A 24,374-nucleotide genomic window follows, 5' to 3' on the forward strand; every position below is an offset into this window, starting at 1 on the left:
CCTCAGTCGTGCGCGGCCGGCGGATACCACCGCGGCGTATAAACCCATTCACCCGCGCCGACGCGTGCAAACGCCCGCGTCGTGGACGATCCGACGATCACCATCGTGCGCATATCCACGTCAGCCGAACGCAATTCGCCAAGCGTAGTGCTCCTAAGCGATGAACCCGGTCTGCCGATATCGCGCCCCAGCACCACCTTCGTCGCGGGCGCACGATATTCGCGCAGGATATCGAGCGCCTTATCGAGTTGCCAGGGCCGCGCCCGCGAGATCGGGTTATAGAACGCCATCACCAGATCGGCTTGCGCGGCATGGCGCAAGCGCGTTTCGATGATCGACCACGGCTTGAGGTTATCCGACAGCGACAGCATGCAGAAATCGTGGCCAAGCGGGGCACCCGCCTGCGCGGCCGTCGCCATGGCGGCCGAAACGCCGGGTACGATGTTCAGTTCTACTACGTGCCAACGCGGATCGTCGCTGGCGTCGAGGGCTTCGAGCACGGCGGCGGCCATCGCGAACACGCCGGGGTCGCCCGACGACACCACCACTACCGCGCGTCCCGCACCGGCCAGCTCGAACGCATGGCGCGCACGCTGCATTTCCTCGCGGTTGTCGGTGCAGTGCAATTGCTGATCGGCGCGGAAGGGTCCCGCCATCTTCACGTAGGTCTCGTAGCCGAGGATATCCGTCGCCTCGGTCAGGGCGGTGCGTGCCGCCGGCACCATCAGTTCGGCGCTGCCGGGGCCGAGTCCGATGACCGTGAGACGGCCGCGTGCCTGTCCTAACGTGTTCGGGTCGATGGGCGTTCGGCTCAAGGCCAAAGCCACGTTCGTCCCGGTGTCGTCATGGAGTGCCGCGTAGGTCGCGCGCATGGTGGCGTCAAGCAGGCGTTTTGCGGCAGCACTTGCTGAGGCGGCTTGCGGAAGATCCGCTGCATCTATCCGGCCCTCTGCCGCAACGGAGGCAAATCTTAACGGCACGCCTAACGTCGTGGCGGCGTCGAGCAATGCGCGATCGCCCATCCGCTGCGCGGGCGCAAGCAGCGCCGCGAGCGCAAGCGGCGCCAGTTCATGGGCTTTTAGCGCGGCAAGGACCTGCTCTGCGACATCTTCGCCGCTCGAACTCACGGCCGCGACCACGCTGCGCGGATGGATCACCAGTTCATCCGTGCCGCCATCCCAGCGTTTGGGCGTCACACGAATCGCGAGCTTTGCCGTGCTGGCCAGTGGCAATTGCGCGTCGTCGAGCCACGGCGCTTCGCCTTCGACGCGGGTGCTTTCTCCCGCCAGCAGGTCCGACACGAAACGCTTGCCTTGCGCGAGACTCGCCAGCGCGTAACCGTCCGGCGGATTGAGCACGCAGGCGCCGAAGCGCAATTCGCCGCTCGTGGTGATGGCCGGCGTGACGTCGAGCGCCGTGGCGATTTCGCGCGCCATCACGTTGACACCCGCCAGTCCGCCGAGCAAGGGCACCACGGCGCTGCCGTCTTCGGCCACCGCCAGCACCGGCGGTTCGACGCCCTTGTTGGCAAGCAGCGGCGCCACGCAGCGGATCACGATGCCCGCCGCGCACAGCGCGACGATCGGCGTGCCGCGCGCATACAGATCACGCAGATGCGCGCCGAGATCGGCATAGGCCACGTCGGCCTCGACGCGGTCCTGCAATCCATGCACCTGTGCGCCCGGATAGCAGGCCTGCACGCGCCGCGCGGTGTTTAGGGCTCCTATACCTAGAATCACGATAGCCGGTGGCGTCATCCTTGCCATTTTTCCCCCGGCACGACGAGCAGCGAAAAATAAGGCGAAGCCATGGGATCGACCTCGGCGAGCGGCACGATGCGCTGGTTCGCCATCGTCGCGCGCTCGATGTACAGGGCGCGCCCGGCCAGTCCAAGTTCAACGAGCACCCGCCGCACCTTGTCGAAGTTGCGGCCGAGTTTCATCACGACCGCCGCATCCGCATCGGCGAGACGCCGTCGCAATTCCGCTTCGGGCAACACGCCGGACAGCACAGACAGGCTCTGGTTGCGATACACCAGCGGCACGCCAAGCATGGCCGCGCCGCCGAGCATCGAGCACACGCCGGGCACGACTTCGGCTTCGAAGCGTGCTGCAAGCCGGTCGTGCAGGTACATGTACGAGCCGTAGAAAAACGGATCGCCTTCGCAAATCACCGCAACGTCGCGGCCTGAATCCAGATGCGCCGCGACGATTTCTGCTGCGGTGTCGTAGAAGTCGGCAATGATCGTCTCATAGCAGAGCGGCGGTTCCAGGGCTTCGGTGGTTACCGGATACACCAGCGGCAAATGCTGTTGCGTGTCGCCCAGATGCGCCTCGACGATGCCAAACGCGTTGCCTTTCTTGCCCTTGGCGACGAAATACGCGACCACGGGTGCGGCTTGCAGCAGGCGGAGTGCCTTTAGCGTGATCAGTTCCGGGTCGCCGGGGCCGACGCCGATGCCGAACAGACGTCCGCGAGAACGTTCGTACGTGGTCATTTATTCGGCCTCCGAAGCAAGTGCATTGACCGCCGCGGCGGCCATCGCGCTGCCGCCGCGCCGTCCCATGACACTCACATAAGGCACACCGCGGCTGTCTTCAACGAGCAGTGCTTTCGATTCCGCCGCGCCGACGAAGCCCACCGGGAAGCCGAAAATCAGCGCGGGGCGGGGCGCGCCGGCGTCGAGCATGTCGAGCAGATGGAACAGTGCCGTCGGCGCGTTGCCGATCACCACGACGCTGCCCGCGAGATGCGGTCGCCACAATTCGAGCGCGGCAGCCGAGCGGGTATTGCCGAGTTTGCGCGCGAGGTCCGGCACGGACGGCTCGCCGAGCGTGCAGATCACCGCGTTGTGCGCCGGCAGACGCGCGCGCGTGATGCCCTCGGCGACCATGCGCGCGTCGCACAGAATCGGCGCACCGCTGGCGAGCGCAGCGCGGCCCGTGGCGCCCGCGCTCGCGGAAAAACGCAGGTCGTCGATCACGTCGACCATGCCGCAGGCGTGAATCACGCGCACGGCGAGTTTTTCGAGGTCGGCTGGGACGTGCGACAGATCGGCCTCCGCGCGAATCGTCGCGAAAGATTGGCGATAGATCTCCTGACCGTCGCGGATGTAATCAAGCATCGAGGGGGCTCCGGGCCAACCGTGCGAGTGCAGCGGCGGCCTGTTCAATCGTCAGATGGCGTGCGACGCAGCGGCCGAAGCCGGGCTCCTCATCGTCGCGCCGGTAAAGGTCATAGCGGCCGGGCGCCACTGCCAGCAGCGTGTACGGCGCACGATGCGCGGCCGCGCATGAGCGTCGGCAACCGCTCAGGTGGACCTGCCCGAGGGCCGCTGGCACATGCAGACGCGCGAGTTGGAACGCGTCCGCTTTGGTGTCGGCATGGCTTTTCGCGCAACCGGTCGAGCCTGCGCAAGCGATCAGGCGGGCAAGCGGTTGCGTCGCATCGCAGACCAAACCGAGCGCCGCAAGGCGTGCAAGGACGGACGCGGCCGCATTGACGGGGACGTTCGGCAGCAACACGCTCTGCCATGGCGTCATGTGTAACGTCGCGTCGCCTGAGTCTTCCGCGAGTTTGGCCAAGGCGTGAAGTGTCGCGGCGTCCATACGGCCGAGCGGTGGCTGGCCGCCCACGTGGCAGGTTTCTGCATCACGTTGTGGATGGACGCCGAAGCGTAGCGAGTCGTCAGCGGTAGCGCGACGCCACGTGGCGAGCGCGGGGTCGTGCGACAAGGGAAAATCCAGATACCTCTGGGCGCGTTGCAGGACAGCTTGCGCGGATTGGACCGTGAGCAGATGACGCATGCGCGTGTGCTCAGGGGCGGCCAGGTCGAGGAAGGCGCGCAGCAGCGCATTTACCAGGGTGGGCACTTGCGAGGGCAGCACGGCGGCCAATGCGGGTGTGCCAGGTGCGGCGTTATCTTCCGGTTCATCCGCGCGCGCCACCGGTGGACATCCCGCCAGCCCGAACGCGAAATGCACGCCATCGTGCGCGGGCATGGCGGCAATCCAGACATCGTGGGAGTGTTCGAGCATCGCCAGCCGTTCGCCGCCGTCCAGCAGCAGCGCGAATTTCGGCGCAAGCGCCGCGAAGCACGGCTCGTTCTGCAAAAGCGCGAGAATCTCCGCGGCGAGCGCGCGAGTGTCGAATAACGCCTGCGGATCGTGACCCGCAGTGGGGCTGATCATCAGATTACGCACGTCGTCTGCGGCAGAGGCTGCGGATATAGCGGATACGGCCGTTGCGCCAGACACGGTAAGCGCTGGGTCAGACGGCCGCACTCCGCCGCTGGCCTCAGCAGGCGCGTTCATGGAAGGCCCGAGCCCCGCGTCGATCAGGTTCTCGCTTAGCGCCGCCTCGTGTCCAGCAAGCACACCCCGTATCTGCAGATTCGCGCGGTTCGTGATCTCGATCACGCCCGCCGCATGCCGCCGTGCCGCCTGCGCAAGCGCGTGCGCGGCAGCGGCGCGCAGCACGCCGCCAGGCAGCTTGACCCGGCAGATTCCGCCGTCGAGCGCCGGGACGATGCGCAGCAAGCCCGGGCAAGCCGAGGGGCGCGAAGCAACGGTCGTGACAGAGGAGGATGAAACGTGATTCAAGAGAGCACCGGGTTAGCGTCGCGCGACGAGCCGAGCCGCCCGTTGACGGGGACACGCTGCGGTATCGGTACACCCGCCTGACGAAGGCTTGCAGGAACGGTCTGAGTGGCAGGCATCCTCGCTGCAGGGCGTGGCGCGTGCCGCTCGGGACACGGTATTATGCCTTTTTTCGAACAGCACAACGACGCTGCGGCCTTGATTGGCGCGCCGCAGCGACCGTATGAAGATAAAGATGAGGATGGGTTCATGCCGGCATGGCTGACGGTGGTGGGCATCGGCGATGACGGCTTTGCCGGGTTGGGACGAGCCGCGAGGCGCGCGCTGCTCGACGCGGCGATTGTCTTTGGCGGCGAGCGGCATCTGGCGATGCTGCCCGCGCGTCTCGCGGCGCGGCGCGAAGCGTGGCCGCGTCCCTTCGACATCGCCCCCGTGCTGGCTCAGCGAAACACGCCGGTATGCGTGCTGGCAAGCGGCGATCCGATGCTGTTCGGCGTGGGCGCGACGCTTGCCCGTCAGGTGAGCGCGGACGAGTGGCGCGTGTTGCCGGCGCCGTCCTCGTTATCGCTGGCGGCGGCGCGGCTCGGCTGGCCGTTGCAGGAGGTGACGGCGGTGTCGCTGGTGGGGCGGCCTTTGGCCACCTTGAATGTCCATGTGTATGACGGCGCGCGGCTCTTCGTGCTGAGTGCCGACGGCACGACGCCCGCGGCATTGGCGGCACTGCTGGTGTCGCGCGGCTTTGGCGCGAGCCGGATGGTCGTGCTGGAGCATCTCGGTGGCGAACGGGAACGTCGTCTCGACGGGCGGGCCGACGCGTGGTCGGGTGCAGCGGTGGCGGTGCTCAACCTGGTCGCGCTGGAGTGCCGCGCGGTCGAGGGCGCGCCGCGACTGCCGCTCACGCCGGGTCTGCCTGACGACGCGTTTCGCCACGACGGCCAGTTGACCAAGCGCGACGTGCGCGCCATCACACTGACGCGTCTGGCGCCGTCGCCCGGCGAATTGCTGTGGGATGTCGGCGCGGGCAGCGGTTCAATTGGAATCGAATGGATGCGCACGCATCCCGCGTGTCGGGCCATCGCAATCGAGGCGCATGCCGAGCGCCAGCGGTTCATCGAACACAACCGCGACGCGCTCGGTGTACCGGCTTTGCAACTGGTGGCGGGGAGGGCGCCCGAGGCGCTGCAGGGCCTGGCTACGCCCGATGCGATTTTTATCGGCGGCGGCGTGACCGTGCCTGGCGTGCTCGATGCCTGTTGGGCGCAACTGCGGCCCGGCGGCCGGCTGGTGGCCAATGCGGTCACGCTGCAGGGCGAGGCGGCGCTTGCTGCATGGCGCGCGCAACACGGCGGCACACTGACGCGCATTGCTCTAGCCGAGGCCCAGCCGCTGGGCGGCTTCGATACGTGGCGGCAGGCGCTGCCTGTGACGTTGCTTGAAGTCGCCAAGTCCGATGGCGATGCGCAATTGGACAGGATAACGAAGCAATGACCCGCATCCTCCTTCTCGGCGGCACGGGCGACGCCTTGCAGATTGCACGTCAACTCGGTCCCGAACATGTCTACAGCCTCGCCGGGCTCGGTAAAGTGCCATTGGACATAACCTGCGCCGTGCGCGTCGGCGGTTTCGGCGGTGCTGACGGACTCGCGCGCTACCTCGACGAGGAAGGTATCGGCCTCTTGCTCGACGCCACGCATCCTTACGCCGCGCAGATCAGCGCAAACGCCTGCGCCGCGAGCCAGGCGGCGCGCATCCCCTGCTGGGCCTTACGCCGTCCGGCGTGGCAGCCGCAGGAGGGCGATGACTGGCGCATGGTCGACAATTGGGACGAAATTATCCTCGCACTGGAACCGTTCTCGCGCCCGCTCTTCACACTCGGCCGCGAAGCGCTCGCACATCTCGATGAAATCCCTGCGCATCAATACTGGACCGTACGGTGTCTCGACGCTCACCCGGGCAACGCACGGGCGCGCATCGTCGATGCTCGCGGACCTTTTACCGCTGCGGGCGAACGCGCCTTATTCAGCGGGAGCAGTATCGACGTCGTGATCAGCAAGAACAGCGGCGGCGAGGCCACCGAGGCGAAACTGGCCGTGGCACGCGAGCGCGGCCTGCCGGTCATCATGCTGCGGCGCCCGGCTTTACCCGCAGCAGAGCGCGAGTTCACGCGCCCCGCCGACTTGCTCGACGCATTGCGGACCGGCTTATCCTGACTGACTATTTGACGGCGGCCACATGTGTCGCGACAACACCAACTGTATGACGCGTAACGCACCGCCCGAACGGCACGCGGTATCCGATTATCGAATCACGGAGTTGGCATGACAGTGTTTTTTATCGGCGCCGGTCCAGGCGACCCCGAGCTCATCACCGTGAAGGGGCAGCGTCTCGTGCGCAGTTGCCCGGTGATTCTGTATGCCGGCTCGCTGGTGCCGGCGGCGGTACTGGACGGGCACGCCGCCGCAAAGGTCGTGAATACGGCCGAGCTCGATCTCGACGAAATCATCGCACTCCTGAAAGAAGCGCATGACAGCGGCAATGACGTGGCGCGCGTGCATTCCGGCGATCCCTCGCTGTACGGGGCGATTGGCGAGCAGATCCGCCGTCTGCGAGAATTAGGGATTCCTTATGAAATCATTCCTGGCGTGACCGCGACTGCGGCCAGCGCGGCGGCGCTCGGTTGCGAACTCACCTTGCCGGACGTCTCGCAGACGCTGATCCTCACGCGTTTCGCCACGCGGACGTCCATGCCGCAAGGCGAGCAGCTAGGCGACCTGGCGCGTCATCGGGCGACGATGGCGATTCATCTCGGCGTGCGGCATCTGGCGCGGATCGTCGATGAACTGCGGCCGCACTACGGCGACGACTGCCCGATTGCGGTGATCTACCGCGCGAGCTGGCCGGACGAGGAGAAAATCACCGGGACGCTGGCCGATATCGTCGGCAAGGTGCAGACCACCCAGATCGAACGAACCGCGCTGATCCTGGTGGGACAGGTATTGGCCGCGGAGGGGTTTGCGGATTCGACGTTGTACGCGAAGCACAGCCATTAGCCGCAAGCGGAGCGACCCAGCGCCACTCCGCCCGCCACGGCAGTCTCAATGCAGGTGCGTCTGCGCATGCGGCTGCCCGCTCGAGCGCGGTTGAGTGACGGCGCTCACCACCACGAACACGATGATATTCAAGGCCAGCGCGACGAAGCCGATATTCACGTCCTTGGCGGCATCGGGCAGGAACGGAAACAACTGGCCCATGCTGAGATGCATGAGCGTCGTCACGGCCACCACGGCCACGCCGGCCAGAATGCCGCAGAACGCGCCCTGTTTGGTGGCGCGGTTACGCGGCGCCAGACTGCACACCATGGCCGGGAACAGCTGCGTGACGAAGCTGTAGCCCATCAGCAGCAAGGCGACGATGGTGTCGCCGCCGCGCAGCGTGAACGCCACGGCCACCAGCGCCACCACCGGCACGAGTATGCGCGCGAGCCTCGTGACGGTGGCGTCGGTGGCGTCACGCTTCAGCACGCCGCGATAGACGTCGTTGGCGAGCAGGGTGGAGGCGGTGTTGAGGATCATCGAGCCGGGCACCAGCGCCGTCAGGACGCCTGCGCCACCGATGATGCCGACGAACCACGGATCGAAAGTCTGCAGCGACAACTTGAACAGCGACAGATCGATGTCACCGCCTTTCAGGCCAGGCACCTTCAGCACAGCCGCAAAACCGACGAAGAACACGAACAGCAGGATCAGCTGATAGAGCGGCAGGATCATTGCGTTGCGGCGGAAAATCCGCTCGTCTCTCGCCGTGAAGATGGAGCCGAACGTATGCGGCCACATGAAAAACCCGAGTGCCGTGAGCAGCACAGTGGACTGGAACCAGGCCACGCTCGAGCCCTTGGCGGGGAAGGTGAGGAAGCCGGGTTTGGCGGCGTCGATGGTGCGGAACATGTCGCTGAGGCCGCCGTAGTAGTGAATCGGCAGATAGATGCCGAGAAACAGCACGATCGCCAGAATCAGCGTGTCCTTCACCACCGAGTTCCACGCCGAGCCGCGCACGCCGGAGACGATCACGTAACACGTCACCACCGCAGCGCCGATCCAGACCGCCGAAGTCGAGGAAATCGCGCCATACGAGGTGGTCGCCACAATGATGCCGAGCCCCTTCAGTTGCAGCACCAGATAGGGAATCAGCGCGACCACGCCGACCAGCGCAACCAGCACGCCAAGCGCCGGGCTATCGTATTTGCGCGCGAAAAAGTGCGGTTGCGAAATCAGCCGCTGGGCTTTCGCAAAGCGCCAGATGGGCGGCAACATCCAGTACGAAAGGATGTAGGCAAGCGACCCGTAAGCCAGGATGTAATACACCGGCGCGCCCTTGCCGTAAGCAAAACCGCTACCGCCGAGAAACGTGAAGGTGGTGTAGATCTCGCCCGCCATCAACAGGAACACGAACGCCGTGCCGAAACTGCGTCCGCCAACCGTCCATTGTTCGAGATTCATGTCGTGACCGCGCCTCGCGCGCAGCCCGAGATACAGCGCGAACAAGGTCACCGCGGCGATGATTACGAGAGCGCTGCTCATGATCGGGCCTCTTCGGTATCGACGGCGGTCTGGCGGTTGGTGGGATCGAGCTTGTAGACAATCCCCATGATGACCGAGATCAGGATCACCCATAGGACGATCCAGGCGAGCACGAACGGCATGCCCAGCACCAGCGGCTCGACACGGTTGACGAACGGCACGCCGAGCAGAATGCCGATAAACGGCAGCGCGGCGAGAATGCGAAGGAACATGGAGCGCAACTCCTCGAACGGTTGAACGTCTGGTGAGGCCGGATCTTCCGTCCCGACTTTATGCCAGATAGGTCTGGTCCGTAAAGGCCGTCAAAAATCGGCGGGCGGCCGGCATTTCCGCTGGATACGCGAAAATGCCGTTGCCATGCGGGCGCGCTGTCATGCTGCATTGCGCCACGAACTCGCTGCGTGGAGGGTGTCGTGCCCATGCCGCGCCGCGCTATGATTCGACGTGCGAATATCCTGGCGCCACGGCTGGCCGCAGCAACGGCGCAGGGCGCGCTGCAACAGTGGACCGATCTGGGCGGCCATCCGGGCTTGCCCAGCCAGACAACAAGCGGCGGCTCATCGTGTTCCAGCGGGAACCCATCAGCCGTCGTTCGACGCGGAACGCAAAACATGGTGGAAAGCCTGATCGCGGACATACTGTTTGGCTTTACCGGGTTAATCAGCATCATCAATCCGTTCGGCATTGCGTTTGTTTTTCTCGACCGCACGGCCTCGCTCACCACCGAAGAGCGCACGGCGCTCGCGCGCAAGATCGCCATCAACGTGCTGTGCGTGCTGCTGGTGGCATTCTTTTTCGGCACGCCCGTGCTGCATTTCTTCGGTATTTCAATGGAGGCGCTGCGGATCGGCGGCGGTCTGGCGGTGGCGGTGAGCGGCTGGAACATGCTCAATGCACCGGATACGCCGCCTGCGGACACGCCGGTCAAGCGCGTCGACGCGGAAAACGCCACATCGAGGGCATTCTTTCCCCTGACGGTTCCGCTGACCACTGGACCCGGCTCGGTAGCCACGGCCATTGCGCTGAACGCGAACCGGACGCACAAGCTGTCGGAGTTCGTGCTGTCGAGCATCGCGTCGGTGGCGATCTCGTTCATCGTTGCGGTGGTGGTCTATATCACTTATAGCCGGGCGGTCGTGTTTGCGCGCTACCTGGGCGTCGAGGGCACCAAGGTCGCGATGCGGGTGTCGTCGTTTCTGCTGCTGTGTATTGGCGTGCAGATCATGTTGACCGGGTTCTCCGAGTTCCTGATTCCGATTGCGCAGTTGGCGCCGAAGTAGCGGATGGCCGGCTGCAACATCTTCGTCAATTGCCCATGCCATGATGCGAAAAAATTCGCTTGAAAACGCCCGCGCGTTCGCTTTGCCGCGCCGGCTCTAACAGGAGCTCCCCATGTGCCGCTGGTTGGCCTACACCGGAAACCCCGTTCAGCTCGAAACGGTGCTGTTTCGCGCCAAACATTCCTTGATCGACCAAAGCCTGCATTCGCGGCTCGGCCATACCACCACCAACGGCGACGGCTTCGGTATCGGCTGGTACGGGCGTCCCACCGACATCCCGTTTCGCTACCGCTGCATGCAGCCCGCGTGGAGCGACCGCAATCTGCGCGAGGCGGCTCGCGCCATCCACTCGCCGCTGTTCGTCGCGCACATCCGCGCGGCGACCGATACGCCCGCCCAGGAAACCAACTGCCATCCGTTTCGCTTCGGACGCTGGCTGTTCGTCCACAACGGCCTCGTGCGCAATTATCCGGCCGTGCGGCGCGAGTTGATGATGGCGATCAAGCCCGAACTGTTCCACTCCATCGAAGGCTCGACCGATTCCGAGGTGCTGTTCTTTCTGGCGCTGACGTTCGGCCTCGAACTGACGCCCGTGACGGCGCTGGAGCGCATGGTGGCCTTCGTCGAAGCCACCGGCCATAAAAACGGCATCGAACAGCCGCTGAACATGACGGTGTGCGCCACGGACGGCGAGCAGATCATCGCCGTGCGTTATTCGAGCGAGCGCGAATCGCGTTCGCTGTTTCACAGCACGTCGTTTCATCATCTGCACGAGTTGTATCCGCACGATTCGCGTATCACGGCGGCGGGCGACGATGCTTTCCTCGTGCTCTCGGAGCCGCTCGTGGATCTGCCCGGCTGGTGGGAGGAAATTCCCGAAAGCACGGCGGTGGTCGCGCGTGGCGGCGAGATCGAACAGTATCCGTTCAATCCGCATCTCGGTTGATCGCGCGCAGCGGCATCGGGCAATTGTGTGCCCGCGCGCCGCTGCGACAGTCAAAAGAGATCTGGTGCAATCAAGCCGCAACAGCGCCGGTGCGCTTCAATCAGGTAGCCGTCTGCAATCGCGTCTGCCGCGCATCGCGTCGTACAGCCGCCGTTTGCTGCGCCTGCTGCGCCGTCAGCGGGTGCTCGCCCACATCGAACGCCGCCACTGCCGCCTGCAGCTGACGCGCCTGCGCATCGAACGATTGCGCCGCCGCGGCCGCCTGCTCGACGAGCGCGGCATTCTGTTGCGTCACGTTGTCCATTTGCGTGACGGCCAGATTGATCTGCTCGATGCCCGCGCTCTGCTGTGATACCGCCGAAGCGATCTCCTGCACGATGCCGGTCACGCGGGCCATGGCGCTTTGCGCTTCCTGAATCGTCGCGCCGGTTTTCTCCACCAGCTCGGCGCCCGCACCGACCTTGCCGACCGCGTTATGAATCAGTCCGCGAATTTCCTTCGCCGCTGCCGCGCTGCGCTGCGCGAGATTGCGCACTTCGCCGGCCACCACCGCAAAGCCGCGGCCTTCCTCGCCCGCGCGTGCCGCTTCGACGGCCGCATTCAGTGCGAGGATATTGGTCTGAAAAGCAATGCCTTCGATCACCGCAATGATGTCCACCATCTTCTGCGATTCGCCGGAGATGTCGCGCATCGTCGCGACCACCTCCAGGACCATTTCGCCGCCGCGGTCGGTGATCCGCGCGGCGGCGCTGGCCTGTTCGCTCGCGCTGCGGGCGTTTTCCGCGGTCTGATGCACCATCGACGTCATCTGTTCCAGGCTCGAGGCGGTCTGCTGCAAGGCCGCCGCCTGGCTCTCGGTGCGCGCGGACAGATCGGCATTGCCGCCGGCAATTTCGCGCGCCGTGACGGCGACGTTATCGGCGACGCTGCGAATCTCGCTGATCGTGCGCCGCAACGCATCGCGCATGTGGCGGATCATCTGCATCAGGCTATCGGTGTCGTTCCTGCGGGTGCGGATGGCAATCGCGAGGTTGCCGGCCGCAATCGCCCCGGTGACATCGGCGGCGTAGCGCGGATCGCCGCCAATCGTGCGTTCGATGCTGCGGTTGGTGAACGCCACCAGCAGTGCCAGCAGCAGCGCCAGCACGAGGAACACGCCACCCGCCGCGTAGAGCGAGTTATAAAACGCGGCGTCGATGTCGTCCACATACGCGCCGGTGGCGATGATCCAGTCCCACGGCGCGTAACGCACCACGTAGCCGATCTTGTCGACCGCTTTGGCCGGGCTCACATGCGGCCGCGTGAACACATAGTCGACGAAGCCGCCTTGCGGCGCCTGAGCAGTCGCAGCGAAGCTCAGGTAATGATGGCGGCCGTCGGCATCGGCCAGCTCGCCGAGGTCCTTGCCGTCCATGTCCGGCCTGATGGGATGCATCACCATCCGCGGCCGCGAATTGATGACGATCAGGTAGCCGTCCTCGCCATAGCGGATGTCGCGCAGGCGGGCGAGCGCCTGCTGTTGCGCCTGCTCGCCGGTGAGCGTGCCGGCCCGCTCTAATGCCGCGTACTCCTGAATAATCGACAAGCCGATGTGCGCGACATTGACCAGATCGTTCTTGCGTTCCTCGATGCGGGTTTGATAAGACAAATAGGCCGCCGATACCGACACCAGCAGCAGGGCTGTGAGACTGACCAGCAACGGCAGCCAGAGTTTTTGCTTGAATCCGAGCTTGCGCATCCACACTCCGCGAGGTGCTTGTCCAGTACATGAGGCCATGTTCACGTGACCCTCTACGCGTTAACGGCATCGCAGGGCTGCGGATATCTAGAGGGAAACCCTTGGTGAGGACGTGCACCACGCGTCAGTGGTCCCGAGGCGCAATGCTGTGATGAATGTGTAAGGCAGCCGAAATTTATCGCTTCAGAAGCATCGAACCCAGCACGGAAAACACCGTCGACGGCAGTTCGGCCAGCCGGCTCACTACCACGTTATGCGGGTAAAACGCCTCTACCGCATCGGTCAGCACGCCGACGCCGACCAGTTCGATGCCGGTCTTCTGGATCGCCGCCACACGCTGCCGCAGGTCGCTGCGCAACACGAGCGGGTCGCCGTCGCCGGTGGCGGGATAGCCGTCGGAGAAGATCATCAGAATGCGCCGCCCGGCGGCGTGATCCGCGAGCCGGGCGGCGGCCCAGGCGAGGGCCTCGCCATCCGGATTTTCATGACCGCAGTCGATGCGGGTGAGACCGCTCAGCTCCGCTGAGCCGAAGCGTTTGTAGATCTGCAGATCGAGCCGCTCGACGAGCCGGTTGTAGCGATGCAGATCTATTCCCGCGGCCCGTTGCCGTTCGTAGAGCTGTTTCATCTGCGGCGACTCGATGGAGCTATAGCCGAGCACTTCACAGTCGAAGCCCAGTTGCGTCAGCGCATCGGCGAGAGCGGCCGCGCAACGCTGCGCCAGTTCGATCTTGCGGCCGGCCATCGAGCCGCTGCGATCGATCAGCAAGGTGACCGCCACATCGCGCCCCTTGGTCGCGCGCTTCACCTTGAACGGCGTTCGATAGCCCGGCGAGGTGGCGAGTTTCGCCAGCGCTGTCCGGTCGATCTCACCGCGCTCCTGCTCGCGCCGCCAGCGCGTGCGCTCGTCGGCGCTCAAGGCCCGCTCGAGTTTTTCCTTGAGCTGGGCGGTTTCCGCGCGGGCCTGGTTGCGCAGTTCGCGCCACGCGGCGGCATCGCCGTGGTCGGTTTGATCGGTGACGACGTCGAACTCGGTGGCGAGCGGAATGGACATCGACATGCGCGGCGCAGCGTGCAGTGTTTGCGTCGTGCTGTCCGCCCGGGCGGCCGAAGGCTGGGCGTCGGCCAGGGCGTGGCCCATGCCGGCGCCGTTCAGCGCCTCGGCCGCGCTTGGCTCGGCGGGCGAGGGCGCCGCGCCTGCTTCGCCGGCGAGCGTGCCGTCGCTTTCGAACGGGTCGAAAGGATCGAACGAAACGTGCAGCGGGTCGGTGTCGATATCATCGCCTGTGCCTGCCGCGAACATCATGTTATTGACCTCGCCGGCAGAGAGGGCGCGAATTCGCGCGAGAATCGCCTGCGCGGCAACGATGCTGTCCGCAGTGGAGCGGCTGCGCCTCGCCTGTTCGAGCAGATCCTGCGCCGCACCGATTGCCGCACCGAGTGACTGGCTGACCTCGCTGGCGGCGACCGGCTCGTCCCACAGCGCGCGCTCGACGCGCCAGACGAACCGGTCGCGCCAGCGCAGCCGGTTCCAGTTTTGTTGGGTACGCGAGGCGGCATGCGCGCGCAGCTTGCCGATAAACCAGCGCGCGCCGGGATATTCCGCAAGCAACTGCGCGCATACGCGCCGGTCCTCGATAGTCTGGGCGAGATTCGTACCCACGCCGCGCGGCAAGGCTTCGAGTTGCGGCAGCGTGGAATGTTTGGCGCGTGCGACCAGCAGGTCGAGATAGCCCACCAGCACGTCGGTCGAAAGGCTCTCGTTGACCTCGTAATCCGGGATCACGATGCGGCCGCGCTCGACCCGCGGCCCATCCGGACTGAACACGACCGTCACGCCATACTGGCCCGTCAGCACGCGTGCGATCTTGCTGAGCGTGGACTCGAACTCGAAGCCGCGGGCGGCGCGCGCCGTCTGCATCGTGCTCACCCGGCAGGGGCGATGTGATGGCGGATGATGCCGCGAATCAGCGTGGCGTCTTCCGGGCTGACCTTGGCGTAGATGGCGGGACCGGCGGCGCGCTCGGGGTCGCCGGTACGCAGCATCAACTCGGCCCAGTCGAGCAGACGCCGGGTGGAAAACGCGCTCGACAGATCTTCGCGCGCAAACGCGGCGCGGCAATCGGCGGCGATGGCGGCCAGCGTGGCGGCCAGTGTCTGCGTCATATGCGGAGCGAGCGTGCGCATCAGTACATCGGTTTCTTCCGCGGGCGATAAATAGTCGAGCAGATACACGCGCCAGCGATCGAGAAAGGCCTCGTTCATCAGATTGGCGCCCTGGTACAGATGGCGGAACTGGCTCATCGCGCCTACGGCATTCGCGGTGGCGAACAGGCGAAAGGCGGGATGCGGCTCGACCACCTCGTTGCCTTTTTCCTTCAGGGTGAGCCGGCCATGCGGTTCGAGCACGGCGGTGAGGGCGGCGAGAATCGACGGCTCGGCGAAGTCGATTTCGTCGACGATCAGCCACAGGCCCTCGCGCATCGCCGTGGGCAGGACGCCGTCCACCCAGAGCGTTTCGCCGCCCTTGACGGTCCAGAAGCCGACGAAATCGCCCACGGTCGTCTGGCCGTTCATGTTGGAGCGCACCACGCCGTGCTGCGCGCGCGCGGCGACCTGTTCGATCAGGCTGGTCTTGCCCGCACCCGTGTGACCGATCAGCATGACGCGCCTGTTCTCGACGATATCTTCGACAATGTCGTTAAAGCGCGCGGAGAACAGATAGGCCGGATTGACGCGCGGCACCAGCGGGCCAGGTGCGCCGCAAGGCACGTCGACTTCGCCGATGCGCACCGACCGTGGTTCGTTCGCAGCGCCGTTGGTCGCGCTCGCGCCGGTTCGGGCCTGCAAAGGTCCCGCATGCCCCACATGCCCCGCAGCGCGCCGCGCCGCCGCCGCACGCTGCAATGCGGGCATGAATGCGGCGCGCTGCTGCGCATCGGTCGCGGACGAGGCGCCACGCGCTTCGAACACGAACCCTTCGCGATGCCACTTCTTCAGCTTCGCGCGCAGATTCTCGGCGTCCACTACCAGATCGATATCGACGCTCGCCTGCGCTTCGGCGTCTTCGATGCCGTGTTCAAGGCGAAACGTTTGTGGCCGATCCGCCACGCTGACCCGCCACCATTCGGTGCCGGTTTCGGTGTTACGCAGGTACAGGCCAAGGCGTTCGTCTTCGGTCAGTTCAGGGGCGTTCATCGGTCAGCGGGGCAGTGAGGTTCACGCGGCTCAGGTGGATTCAGGCAGGCTCAGGCAGGTTCGCTGGGCTCGCCGCGCCAGCCGGCCGGCCGGAAGCAAAGGCCTATCTTAGCGCGGACGCTGCGCCCGCTGCTCGCCTGATCCGGCGGTGGTCCATTAACATCGCGGCGCTTACGTCCAGAGCATAAGAAGCAAATCATCTTTGCGTTAAACGAAATATACTGTCAAAGCCGATTCACCTATAGTTCGGGCGCCGTTTCCCCTTGTCAGCGTGTCCAGCGTCGCAACAGGTAACCCTTCAGGGGCGAAACCACGATTTGGCATAAGGCAAAAAATAATGAAACTACGCACACAATTCATAGCCACCGTAGTGCTGGCAAGCCCCTTCGCGGCGCAGGCGCAAAGCAGCGTCATTCTGTATGGCCGGCTCGATGCCGGTATTCAGTATCTGAATCACATCAGTAACGGCAATGGCGGCACTTCCAGTAGCTGGAGCGCGGAAGGCGGCGACTGGGGCACCAGCATGCTCGGCCTCAAAGGCAACGAGGAACTGGGCGGCGGTCTCAAGGCGATCTTCACGTTGGAAACCGGCTTGCAGGTTGAAAACGGCACCACCAGCGGCGGCCGGCTGTTTTCGCGGCGCGCCTTTGCCGGCCTGAAGAGCGACGAGTGGGGCACGCTGCAGGCGGGCCGCAACCTGTTTATCGACAGCGACGGCGTGTGGGAATTCGACCCGTTCGTGCAGCAGGCGTTTTCGTCCGCATCATTGGTGCGCGGGCGCAACTGGCAGCAGACCAGCAACAACATCGAATATCACAGCCCGGTGTTCGCCGGTTTCGACGTGCAAGGCCAGTACGCGCTCGGCAACCAGCCGGGCGCATTCAATAGCGGGGCGGCGGGTGAATTCGGCCGTTCGGACGGCGTGATGCTCACGTATCACTCGACGCTCTTCGACGTGCGCGGCATCTACGACGAACTGCGCGACAACAACGGCCAGATGACGAATATCTTCACGAGCTCGCGCGAGTTCTTCGTGGGCGCGAACGTGCGTTTCGACTCGGTCAAGATCCAGGGCGCCTACACCCATTACTCGGCGCCGGACACACCGGTCGGTCTGGCGGACAGCGCCAACTACTACTGGCTGGGCGCAACCTACAGCTTCAACACGGCCTGGGCCGTGACGGCGGCGGGCTTCTACGTGGATGTGGGCGACGGCGGCGGCGACACGCTGCACGATCCGTCCGGTCACGCGACGATGTACACGCTCGGCACCACCTACAACCTGACCAAACGGACCTTCCTGTACGGCACGGTGGCTTACGTGGACAACAGCAAGCAGGCCAATTTCTCGCTGCTCGCCAATCCGCGCGAAGGCACGACCAGCACGAGTCCGCTGCAAGGCGAATCGCAGACCGGCGCATACGTCGGGATCCTGCATCAATTCTAGGCGGGACGAGCGGTGCGGGCGGCGCTGCCCACACCGCTCGTGGTGTCTTCGTTGCCGGGACGCGGTTGAGTCTGTATGGTGGCTGGGCTGGCGGGCATTCGTGTCGTTCGAAGTCCATCACGCGCAGGTACATTTAGGCATGCTCAACAGTATGGAAAACGAATGACTTCGGATGCCGTTTCCTCACCAGATGCATCGGGCGCAGCCCACGCGCTTCATCCAGCGGACCAGGCGGTGCGCACGGACGTATTGATTGTCGGCGCCGGCCCGGTCGGTTTGTTTGCCGCCTTCGAAGCCGGCGTGATCGGGCTGTCTTGCCAGATCGTCGATGCACTCGGGCAGGTGGGCGGTCAATGCATCGAGCTGTATCCCGACAAGCCGATCTACGATATTCCCGCCATCCCGTCCTGCACGGCGCGCGAGCTGGTCGAACGTCTGCTGGAGCAATGCCGGCCTTTCGACGTGCCGATTCACCTGGGCCAGCGGGTCGATACCGTCGAGCAGCGCGCCGATGGTCGCTGGACCGTGAAAACCAGCGAAGGACTCGAATTCGACGCAGCGGCCATCCTGCTCGCCGCCGGTAACGGTGCGTTCGCGCCGCAGCGGCTCGCGCTGGAAGAAGCCGTGCCGCTCGAAGGGCGGCATGTGCATTACAGCGTGCGCAATCTCGCGGATTTCGCCGGCAAAAACGTCGTGGTGGCAGGCGGCGGCGATTCCGCGCTCGACTGGGCGCTGGCGCTGCGCCCGGTGGCCGGCAAGCTCACGCTGGTGCATCGGCGTAATGGCTTCAGCGCGGTGGATTCGAGTGTCGAGAAGATGCGGCGCGCGGTCGAAGCCGGCGAAATGAGCTTCATGGTGGGCGCGATAGCCGGCCTGAATGCGCCCAACGGCAAGCTCGAATCGCTCGAAATCCGCCAGGTGGGCGGCTCGACGCAAATCGAAGCCGAACACGTGGTCGCGCTGTATGGGCTGGTCGCGGATCTGGGGCCTATCGCCGGGTGGGGCCTGAGCCTGCATGCCGGGCGGATCGACGTTGACACCTCTAACTACGAGAGTTCACGCCCTGGCATCTTCGCGGTGGGCGATATCGCCAACTATCCGAACAAACAGAAGCTGATCCTGTCCGGTTTCCACGAGGCATCGCTGGCGTTGCGCAAGGCGTATACGTATGCGTATCCCGAGCAGAAACGCGTGCATGTGCATTCGAGTTACGACGCCAGGCTGGCTGCACGTGTGGCGGCGAGCACGGAATAGGGGACACGCAGGACGTCGCCCCCGTTAAGACCCGTCGCGGTTCATGGCCGCCCTGTTGTGGGGAATGACGCACAAACATAGGCTGTCGATTCGCTGACGAAATCACAGCTACGCACCGCCGCTGCGAGCATGACGCCCGCCGCAAACACCCATCCAGTAAGCCTCTGCGCCGGGAATAAGACGTCGGAACCGTCAATTGGCATAAGACCTGCTATTTGAGTTCAAACTTGTATTCAAGATTGAACTCATGACTACCACTGGCCACAACCGCACGATTGGTTCGATCCGCGAGCTCGCCGCACGCTATGCGTCGGGCGCGCTGACGCCGACCCAATGCGTCGAAGAAACCCTCAAGCGGATCGACGCCGTCGACCGCCCCGAGGTCTGGATTCATCGCGTCAGCGCCGAGGATCTGTACGCGCGCGCCGCGCAACTCGAAGCCCTGCAGGCGGACGCGGGCGACGCGCTGTTCGTGCATGCGCCGCTATTCGGCGTGCCATTCGCGGTGAAGGACAACATCGACGTGGCGGGCATGCCCACCACCGCCGCCTGTCCCGCGTTCGCCTACACGCCCGAAGAGTCGGCCTTCGTCGTGCAGTGTCTGCTGGCGGCGGGCGCCATTCTGATCGGCAAGACCAATCTGGATCAGTTCGCCACCGGCCTCGTCGGCGTGCGTTCGCCGCACGGCGCGGTGCGTCAGGTGGAGTTTCCCGGGCGCGTCTCCGGTGGTTCCAGTTCAGGCTCGGCGGTGGCGGTGGCAGCGGGCTGCGTGGCGTTTTCGCTCGGCACGGACACGGCCGGTTCAGGCCGCGTGCCGGCCGGCTTCAACGAGCTGGTCGGACTGAAGCCCTCGGTCGGCCTTGTCAGCAAGCGCGGCGTGGTGCCGGCGTGCCGGAGTCTCGATTGCGTGTCGATCTTCGCCCATGACGTTGCCGATGCCTGGGCCGTGCTGAACCAGTTAGCCGTGTTCGATCCGCTCGACAGTTTCTCGCGTCCCGTCCCGGCGCTCGGTCTGAGCGCGCGGCCGTTGCGCATCGGCGTGCCGGCCAGCGCCGAGTTCTACGGCGACACGCTGGCCGCCGACGCGTTCCACGCCACGCTCGTCACGTTGCGCGAACATCTCGCCCCGGCACCGGCGCGGATCGACCTTACGCCTTTCACCGAGGTCTCCGCGCTCCTCTACGACGGCCCTTGGGTCGCCGAACGCCGCGCCGCGCTAGGCGGGTTCTTCGACACACATCGCGGGGCGATCGACCCAGTGGTGGGCGGCGTGATCGAAAAAGCCGACCAATACAGCGCGGTCGATGCCTTCGCCGCGCAATACCGCCTTGCCGAACTGAAACGTCAGGCCGAGGCCGTATTCGACGACATCGACGTGCTGATCGTACCTACCACGCCGACACATCCGACGATCGCCGCCGTCCAGGCCAATCCCGTCGAACTCAACAGCCAGCTCGGCTACTACACGAACTTCGTCAACCTGCTCGACCTGTGCGCGCTCGCCGTGCCGGGTGTGCGGCGCGGCGACGGCCTGCCGGCCGGCGTCACGCTGATCGCGCCGGCGGGCGCGGACCATCGGCTGGCGGTGTTGGGCGCACAGATCCAGGCGCTCTTTTTCGCCGATGCACACGCCGCCGATCTGCCGCAACGTCCGTTACCGATGCAGGAACCGTCCATCATGCTCGCCGTGGTCGGCGCGCATCTGCGCGGCCAGCCGCTGAATGGACAACTGCTCCAGGCAGGGGCGCGCTTTGTCGAGGCCACGCAGACGGCGCCCGATTACCGTCTATACGCCCTGGCCGGCACGACGCCGCCCAAACCGGCATTGATCAGGATGCCTGACGATCTGCGCGAAACGACGTCGCCGAACCGGTCGATCGCCGTCGAGTTGTGGCAAATGCCGCTGCGCCTGTTCGGCGCGCTGGTCGCGCAAGTACCCGCGCCGCTTGGCATCGGCACCGTGCGTCTTGCCAACGGCTTCAGCGTCCAAGGCTTTATCTGTGAACCGGCGGCTGTCGCGCCGGGTTCCGGCGCAGTCGATATTACGCATTTCGGCGGCTGGCTTGCTTACCTCGCGAGCCTCGCCGCCCCTGCCGCCGCTGCTGTTTCCTGCTAACCGTCAACCACACGAGACCGGATCCGTCATGAGCAATCGTCGCCACTTTCTTAAGAATGCCAGCCTGCTGACGCTCGGTGCGGTGCTGCCGTTCGAATCGGTATTCGCCGCCAGCAAGCTGACCGTCGGGGTGATCTATGTCGGTGCGCGCGGTGATTACGGCTATAACCAGGCCCAGGCGCAGGCCGCCAATGTCATCAAGGCGCTGCCCAACGTCAAGGTGGTCGAAGAAGAGAACGTGCCGGAGACCATCGCGGTGCAGAAGTCGATGGAAGCAATGATCGAGCAGGACGGCGCCACGCTGATCTTCGCCACCTCGTTTGGCTATTTCGACCCGCACGTGCTGAAAATGGCCGCCAAATATCCGAACGTGCGTTTCGCGCACTGCGGCGGACTGTGGAAGCAGGGCAACCCGTCGAATATCACCAGCTACTTCGGCTATATCGACGAATGCCAGTATCTGAACGGCGTCGTGGCCGGCCATATGAGCAAGAGCAAAAAGCTCGGCTTCGTCGCCGCCAAACCGATCCCGCAGGTGCTGCGCAACATCAACGCGTTCACGCTCGGCGCGCAGTCGGTCGATCCTTCGATCAGCACGCATGTGATTTTCACCGGCGACTGGTCGATGCCGGTCAAGGAGGCCGAATCGGCCAATAGCCTCGTCGATCAGGGCTGCGATGTGCTGACCTGTCACGTCGACGGTCCGAAGGTGGTAATCGAGACCGCCGAAAAACGCGGCGCGATGAGCTGCGGCTATCACGCGAGCCAGGCGGCGCTCGCGCCCAAGGGCTACCTGACCGGCGCGGAATGGGACTGGGCTACGCCGTACCGGGAACTGGTGGCGGGCGCGCAATCCGGCAAGCCGCAGCCGAACGTGCTGCGCGGCGGCCTGAAAGAAGGCTTCGTGAAGATGTCGGCATACGGCGCGAAGGTGACGCCCGAGGCGCGCCAGAACGCGGACGGCGTGAAGGCCAAAATGATGTCCGGCGAATTCGTGATCTTCAAAGGTCCGATCAAGGACAACAAGGGCGGCGTGGTGGTGGCGGACGGCACGAGCCACATCCAGACCGACTACACGCTCGAAAGCATGAACTACCTGGTCTCGGGTGTGGTGGGCCAGATCTGATGCATTCGCGGTCCGATCATTTCTCAGGGAGCGGCCATGCGTCCTAATGCGAGTTCGGCCCGGCTGCTGCTCGGCGCGCTGCCGGCATTGCCCACGGTGTGTGCGCTGGCAGGCACGCTGCTGATGTTCTGGCTGTTTCTGCTGGTGCAGGGCGCACCGGCGCTCGACGCAATCGGGCTGATTTTTCAGGGCGCGTTCGGATCGTCGTTTGCGTGGCAAAGCACCTTGTTGCGCGCCTCGCCGCTGATGTTGACGGCGCTATGCGTGGCGCTGCCGGCGCAGGTCGGGCTGATCGTGATTGGCGGCGAGGGCGCGCTGGCGCTCGGCGGGCTGGCCGCCGCGGTGGTGCCGCAGTGTCTGCCGGCCGGCACGCCGTGGCTGCTGGCGACGCCATTGATGGCGGTGGCCGGCATGCTTGCGGGCGGCCTCTGGATCGGCGCGATCGGCGCGTTGCGGCAATGGCGCGGCGTCAACGAAACGATCAGCAGTCTGCTGATGTCGTATATCGCGATTGCCCTGTTCAAGCATCTGGTGGAGGGGCCGCTGCGCGATCCCGCCAGTCTGAACAAGCCTTCGACCTTGCCGGTGCCGGACCCCATGACTATCGGCTCGCTGCCCGGACTCGAAGTGCACTGGGGTCTGCTATGGGGCGTGGTGGCATGTGTCGCCGCGTGGGTGTTCGTGCGGCACAGCACCCAGGGCTTCGCCATGCGGGTGGTAGGCGGCAGCAACCGGGCCGCGCGGCTGGTGGGCCTGCCGGTCGGCATGCTGGCCCTGGCGGCCTGTTCGATGGGCGGCGCGGCCGCAGGTCTCGCGGGCATGTTCGAAGTGGCGGCGGTGCAGGGCAGCGCCAACGCCTCGCTGCTGGCGGGCTACGGCTACAGCGGCATTCTGGTGGCGTTCGCCGCGCGGCAGAACCCGCTGGCGATCGTGGTGTGCGCGGTCCTGATCGGCGGCATCGAAGCGAGCGGCAGTCTGCTGCAAAGGCGTCTCGATCTTCCGGACGCCACCACGCTCGTGCTGCAAGGCCTGCTGTTCGCCAATCTGCTTGCGTGGGAGGCGCTGGGCGGCCGCCTCGTCGCATGGCGCGTGAAATTGCAGGCGCTGGCCGTGACCGAAACGCCCGTGCAACTGGAGAAGACTCATGCCTGACATGCACTCGCCGGTGGTGATTCTTTTGCTTTCCTTATTGGCTGGCGCGATTCGCGTGAGCACGCCATATCTGTTCGTGAGTCTCGGCGAATGTCTGACGGAGAAAGGAGGCCGCGTCAATCTCGGCCTCGAAGGCATTCTGGTTTCCGGCGCGATGAGCGGCTATGCGGCTTCGTATCTGTCGGGTTCACCGTGGCTTGGCGTGCTGGCGGCGGGTGTGGTCGGCTTGCTGTTCGGCTGTCTGCATGGGCTCGTGTGCTCGTTGCCGCGCGTCTCCGACATCGCCTTCGGTATTGCGTTGATGCTGCTCGGCACCGGTCTCGCGTTCTATCTCGGCAAACCGTTCATTCAACCGCAGGCACCGATGCTGGCTTCGATCGACCTCGGCAACTGGGCTGTCTCGCCGCAACTGCATAACGCGCTGCATATCAACCCGCTGTTCATCATCGGCATCGTGCTGGCCTTTGTCCTGCAGTGGGGACTGCGCAGCACGCGCTGGGGAATGACGCTGCGTCTGGTCGGCGACCACGCGGAAACCGCCCGCGCGATGGGCTATCCGCTCACGCGCATCCGCATCGCGGCGACCGCCGTGGGCGGCTTTTTCGCGGGCGTGGGCGGGGCGTATCTGTCGCTCGTCTATCCGGGCAGCTGGAACGAGGGGCTGTCTAGCGGCCAGGGGCTGATGGCTGTCGCGCTGGTGATTTTCGCGCGCTGGCAGCCGTTGCGCTGCCTTTACGCGGCGCTGCTGTTCGGCGCGGCCGGCGCGCTCGGGCCTGCCTTGCAGGGCATCGGCGTGACGAGCGGCTACTACCTGTACAACGCAGCGCCTTACGTGCTGACGCTCGCGATCATGATCGTCAATTGCCGTCCCGACCGGACGCTGGCCGGCGCGCCGGGCGAACTGAGCCTCACGCGCTGATGTGCGGAACGCCGCCTACCCGC

The 24,374-nt window shown here is 65.2% G+C and carries 20 protein-coding genes; 11 read left to right on the forward strand and 9 right to left on the reverse strand.

The genetic code is table 11. The features are described from left to right. Nucleotides 1-2: 2 nt before the first annotated feature. The 4 genes from cobJ to cobG are packed head-to-tail and all read right to left on the reverse strand — an operon-like array spanning nt 3 to nt 4,601. Nucleotides 3-1,757 (reverse strand): precorrin-3B C(17)-methyltransferase, encoded by a 1,755-nt coding sequence (gene cobJ, locus FQ755_RS14095; RefSeq protein ID WP_186308522.1) that lies wholly within the window; start codon nt 1,755-1,757, stop codon nt 3-5. Beyond that, complete coding sequence (locus FQ755_RS14100) at nt 1,754-2,497, reverse strand: precorrin-2 C(20)-methyltransferase (RefSeq protein ID WP_144155130.1); 744 nt, start codon at nt 2,495-2,497, stop codon at nt 1,754-1,756. The genes cobJ and FQ755_RS14100 overlap by 4 nt, the downstream gene beginning before the upstream one ends. Further along, complete coding sequence (locus FQ755_RS14105) at nt 2,498-3,124, reverse strand: precorrin-8X methylmutase (RefSeq protein ID WP_144155132.1); 627 nt, start codon at nt 3,122-3,124, stop codon at nt 2,498-2,500. Next, a complete protein-coding gene (gene cobG / locus FQ755_RS14110; RefSeq protein ID WP_260858573.1) occupies nt 3,117-4,601 on the reverse strand; it encodes a precorrin-3B synthase in 1,485 nt (494 codons plus the stop codon). The genes FQ755_RS14105 and cobG overlap by 8 nt, the downstream gene beginning before the upstream one ends. Before the next feature lie 246 nt (nt 4,602-4,847). On the opposite strand from cobG, the gene cbiE reads away from it, so the two are divergent. From cbiE to cobM, 3 genes are all read left to right on the forward strand, one after another. After that, nucleotides 4,848-6,086 carry a precorrin-6y C5,15-methyltransferase (decarboxylating) subunit CbiE gene (cbiE, locus tag FQ755_RS14115; RefSeq protein WP_144155213.1) on the forward strand — a complete coding sequence of 413 codons (1,239 nt, stop codon included), beginning with the start codon at nt 4,848-4,850 and terminating at the stop codon, nt 6,084-6,086. Continuing rightward, a complete protein-coding gene (locus tag FQ755_RS14120; protein ID WP_144155134.1) occupies nt 6,083-6,808 on the forward strand; it encodes a cobalt-precorrin-6A reductase in 726 nt (241 codons plus the stop codon). Before cbiE ends, FQ755_RS14120 begins: the two co-directional genes overlap by 4 nt. 108 nt (nt 6,809-6,916) lie before the next feature. After that, nucleotides 6,917-7,648: a precorrin-4 C(11)-methyltransferase gene (gene cobM / locus FQ755_RS14125; RefSeq protein WP_144155136.1), complete on the forward strand. Its 732-nt coding sequence runs from the start codon at nt 6,917-6,919 to the stop codon at nt 7,646-7,648. Between the two features lie 45 nt (nt 7,649-7,693). On the opposite strand, the gene FQ755_RS14130 is transcribed toward cobM, so the two are convergent. Both FQ755_RS14130 and FQ755_RS14135 read right to left on the reverse strand, forming a co-directional pair. Beyond that, a complete protein-coding gene (locus FQ755_RS14130; RefSeq protein ID WP_144155138.1) occupies nt 7,694-9,175 on the reverse strand; it encodes a sodium:solute symporter in 1,482 nt (493 codons plus the stop codon). Next, nucleotides 9,172-9,387, reverse strand: a complete 216-nt coding sequence (locus tag FQ755_RS14135; RefSeq protein ID WP_144155139.1) for a DUF3311 domain-containing protein — start codon at nt 9,385-9,387, stop codon at nt 9,172-9,174. The genes FQ755_RS14130 and FQ755_RS14135 overlap by 4 nt, the downstream gene beginning before the upstream one ends. Before the next feature lie 399 nt (nt 9,388-9,786). Here FQ755_RS14135 and FQ755_RS14140 point away from each other — a divergent pair, with 399 nt between their 5' ends. Beyond that, on the forward strand, nt 9,787-10,455 hold the full coding sequence (locus tag FQ755_RS14140; protein WP_144155141.1) for a MarC family protein: 669 nt from the start codon (nt 9,787-9,789) through the stop codon (nt 10,453-10,455). Nucleotides 10,456-10,567: 112 nt separating this feature from the next. Then, a complete protein-coding gene (locus FQ755_RS14145; RefSeq protein ID WP_144155143.1) occupies nt 10,568-11,401 on the forward strand; it encodes a class II glutamine amidotransferase in 834 nt (277 codons plus the stop codon). A 100-nt stretch (nt 11,402-11,501) separates the two neighbouring features. On the opposite strand, the gene FQ755_RS14150 is transcribed toward FQ755_RS14145, so the two are convergent. From FQ755_RS14150 to FQ755_RS14160, 3 genes are all read right to left on the reverse strand, one after another. After that, a complete protein-coding gene (locus FQ755_RS14150; RefSeq protein ID WP_144155145.1) occupies nt 11,502-13,139 on the reverse strand; it encodes a methyl-accepting chemotaxis protein in 1,638 nt (545 codons plus the stop codon). A gap of 175 nt (nt 13,140-13,314) precedes the next feature. Beyond that, complete coding sequence (locus FQ755_RS14155) at nt 13,315-15,060, reverse strand: cobaltochelatase CobT-related protein (protein ID WP_144155215.1); 1,746 nt, start codon at nt 15,058-15,060, stop codon at nt 13,315-13,317. A 5-nt stretch (nt 15,061-15,065) separates the two neighbouring features. Further along, on the reverse strand, nt 15,066-16,337 hold the full coding sequence (locus FQ755_RS14160) for an AAA family ATPase (RefSeq protein ID WP_144155147.1): 1,272 nt from the start codon (nt 16,335-16,337) through the stop codon (nt 15,066-15,068). Between the two features lie 337 nt (nt 16,338-16,674). On the opposite strand from FQ755_RS14160, the gene FQ755_RS14165 reads away from it, so the two are divergent. The 6 genes from FQ755_RS14165 to FQ755_RS14190 all read left to right on the forward strand — a co-directional run bounded on the left by FQ755_RS14165 (nt 16,675) and on the right by FQ755_RS14190 (nt 24,351). Next, nucleotides 16,675-17,784 carry a porin gene (locus FQ755_RS14165; RefSeq protein ID WP_186308523.1) on the forward strand — a complete coding sequence of 370 codons (1,110 nt, stop codon included), beginning with the start codon at nt 16,675-16,677 and terminating at the stop codon, nt 17,782-17,784. A gap of 162 nt (nt 17,785-17,946) precedes the next feature. Continuing rightward, nucleotides 17,947-19,038 carry an NAD(P)/FAD-dependent oxidoreductase gene (locus FQ755_RS14170; protein WP_144155149.1) on the forward strand — a complete coding sequence of 364 codons (1,092 nt, stop codon included), beginning with the start codon at nt 17,947-17,949 and terminating at the stop codon, nt 19,036-19,038. Nucleotides 19,039-19,285: 247 nt separating this feature from the next. Continuing rightward, nucleotides 19,286-21,154 carry an allophanate hydrolase gene (gene atzF / locus FQ755_RS14175; protein ID WP_144155151.1) on the forward strand — a complete coding sequence of 623 codons (1,869 nt, stop codon included), beginning with the start codon at nt 19,286-19,288 and terminating at the stop codon, nt 21,152-21,154. A gap of 28 nt (nt 21,155-21,182) precedes the next feature. Then, a complete protein-coding gene (locus tag FQ755_RS14180) occupies nt 21,183-22,280 on the forward strand; it encodes a BMP family ABC transporter substrate-binding protein (RefSeq protein ID WP_144155153.1) in 1,098 nt (365 codons plus the stop codon). A 36-nt stretch (nt 22,281-22,316) separates the two neighbouring features. After that, a complete protein-coding gene (locus tag FQ755_RS14185) occupies nt 22,317-23,432 on the forward strand; it encodes an ABC transporter permease (protein ID WP_144155155.1) in 1,116 nt (371 codons plus the stop codon). Then, on the forward strand, nt 23,425-24,351 hold the full coding sequence (locus FQ755_RS14190; RefSeq protein WP_144155157.1) for an ABC transporter permease: 927 nt from the start codon (nt 23,425-23,427) through the stop codon (nt 24,349-24,351). The genes FQ755_RS14185 and FQ755_RS14190 overlap by 8 nt, the downstream gene beginning before the upstream one ends. Nucleotides 24,352-24,374: the final 23 nt, after the last annotated feature.

The organism is Paraburkholderia sp. BCC1885 (assembly GCF_900996235.1).
GTDB lineage: Bacteria > Pseudomonadota > Gammaproteobacteria > Burkholderiales > Burkholderiaceae > Paraburkholderia.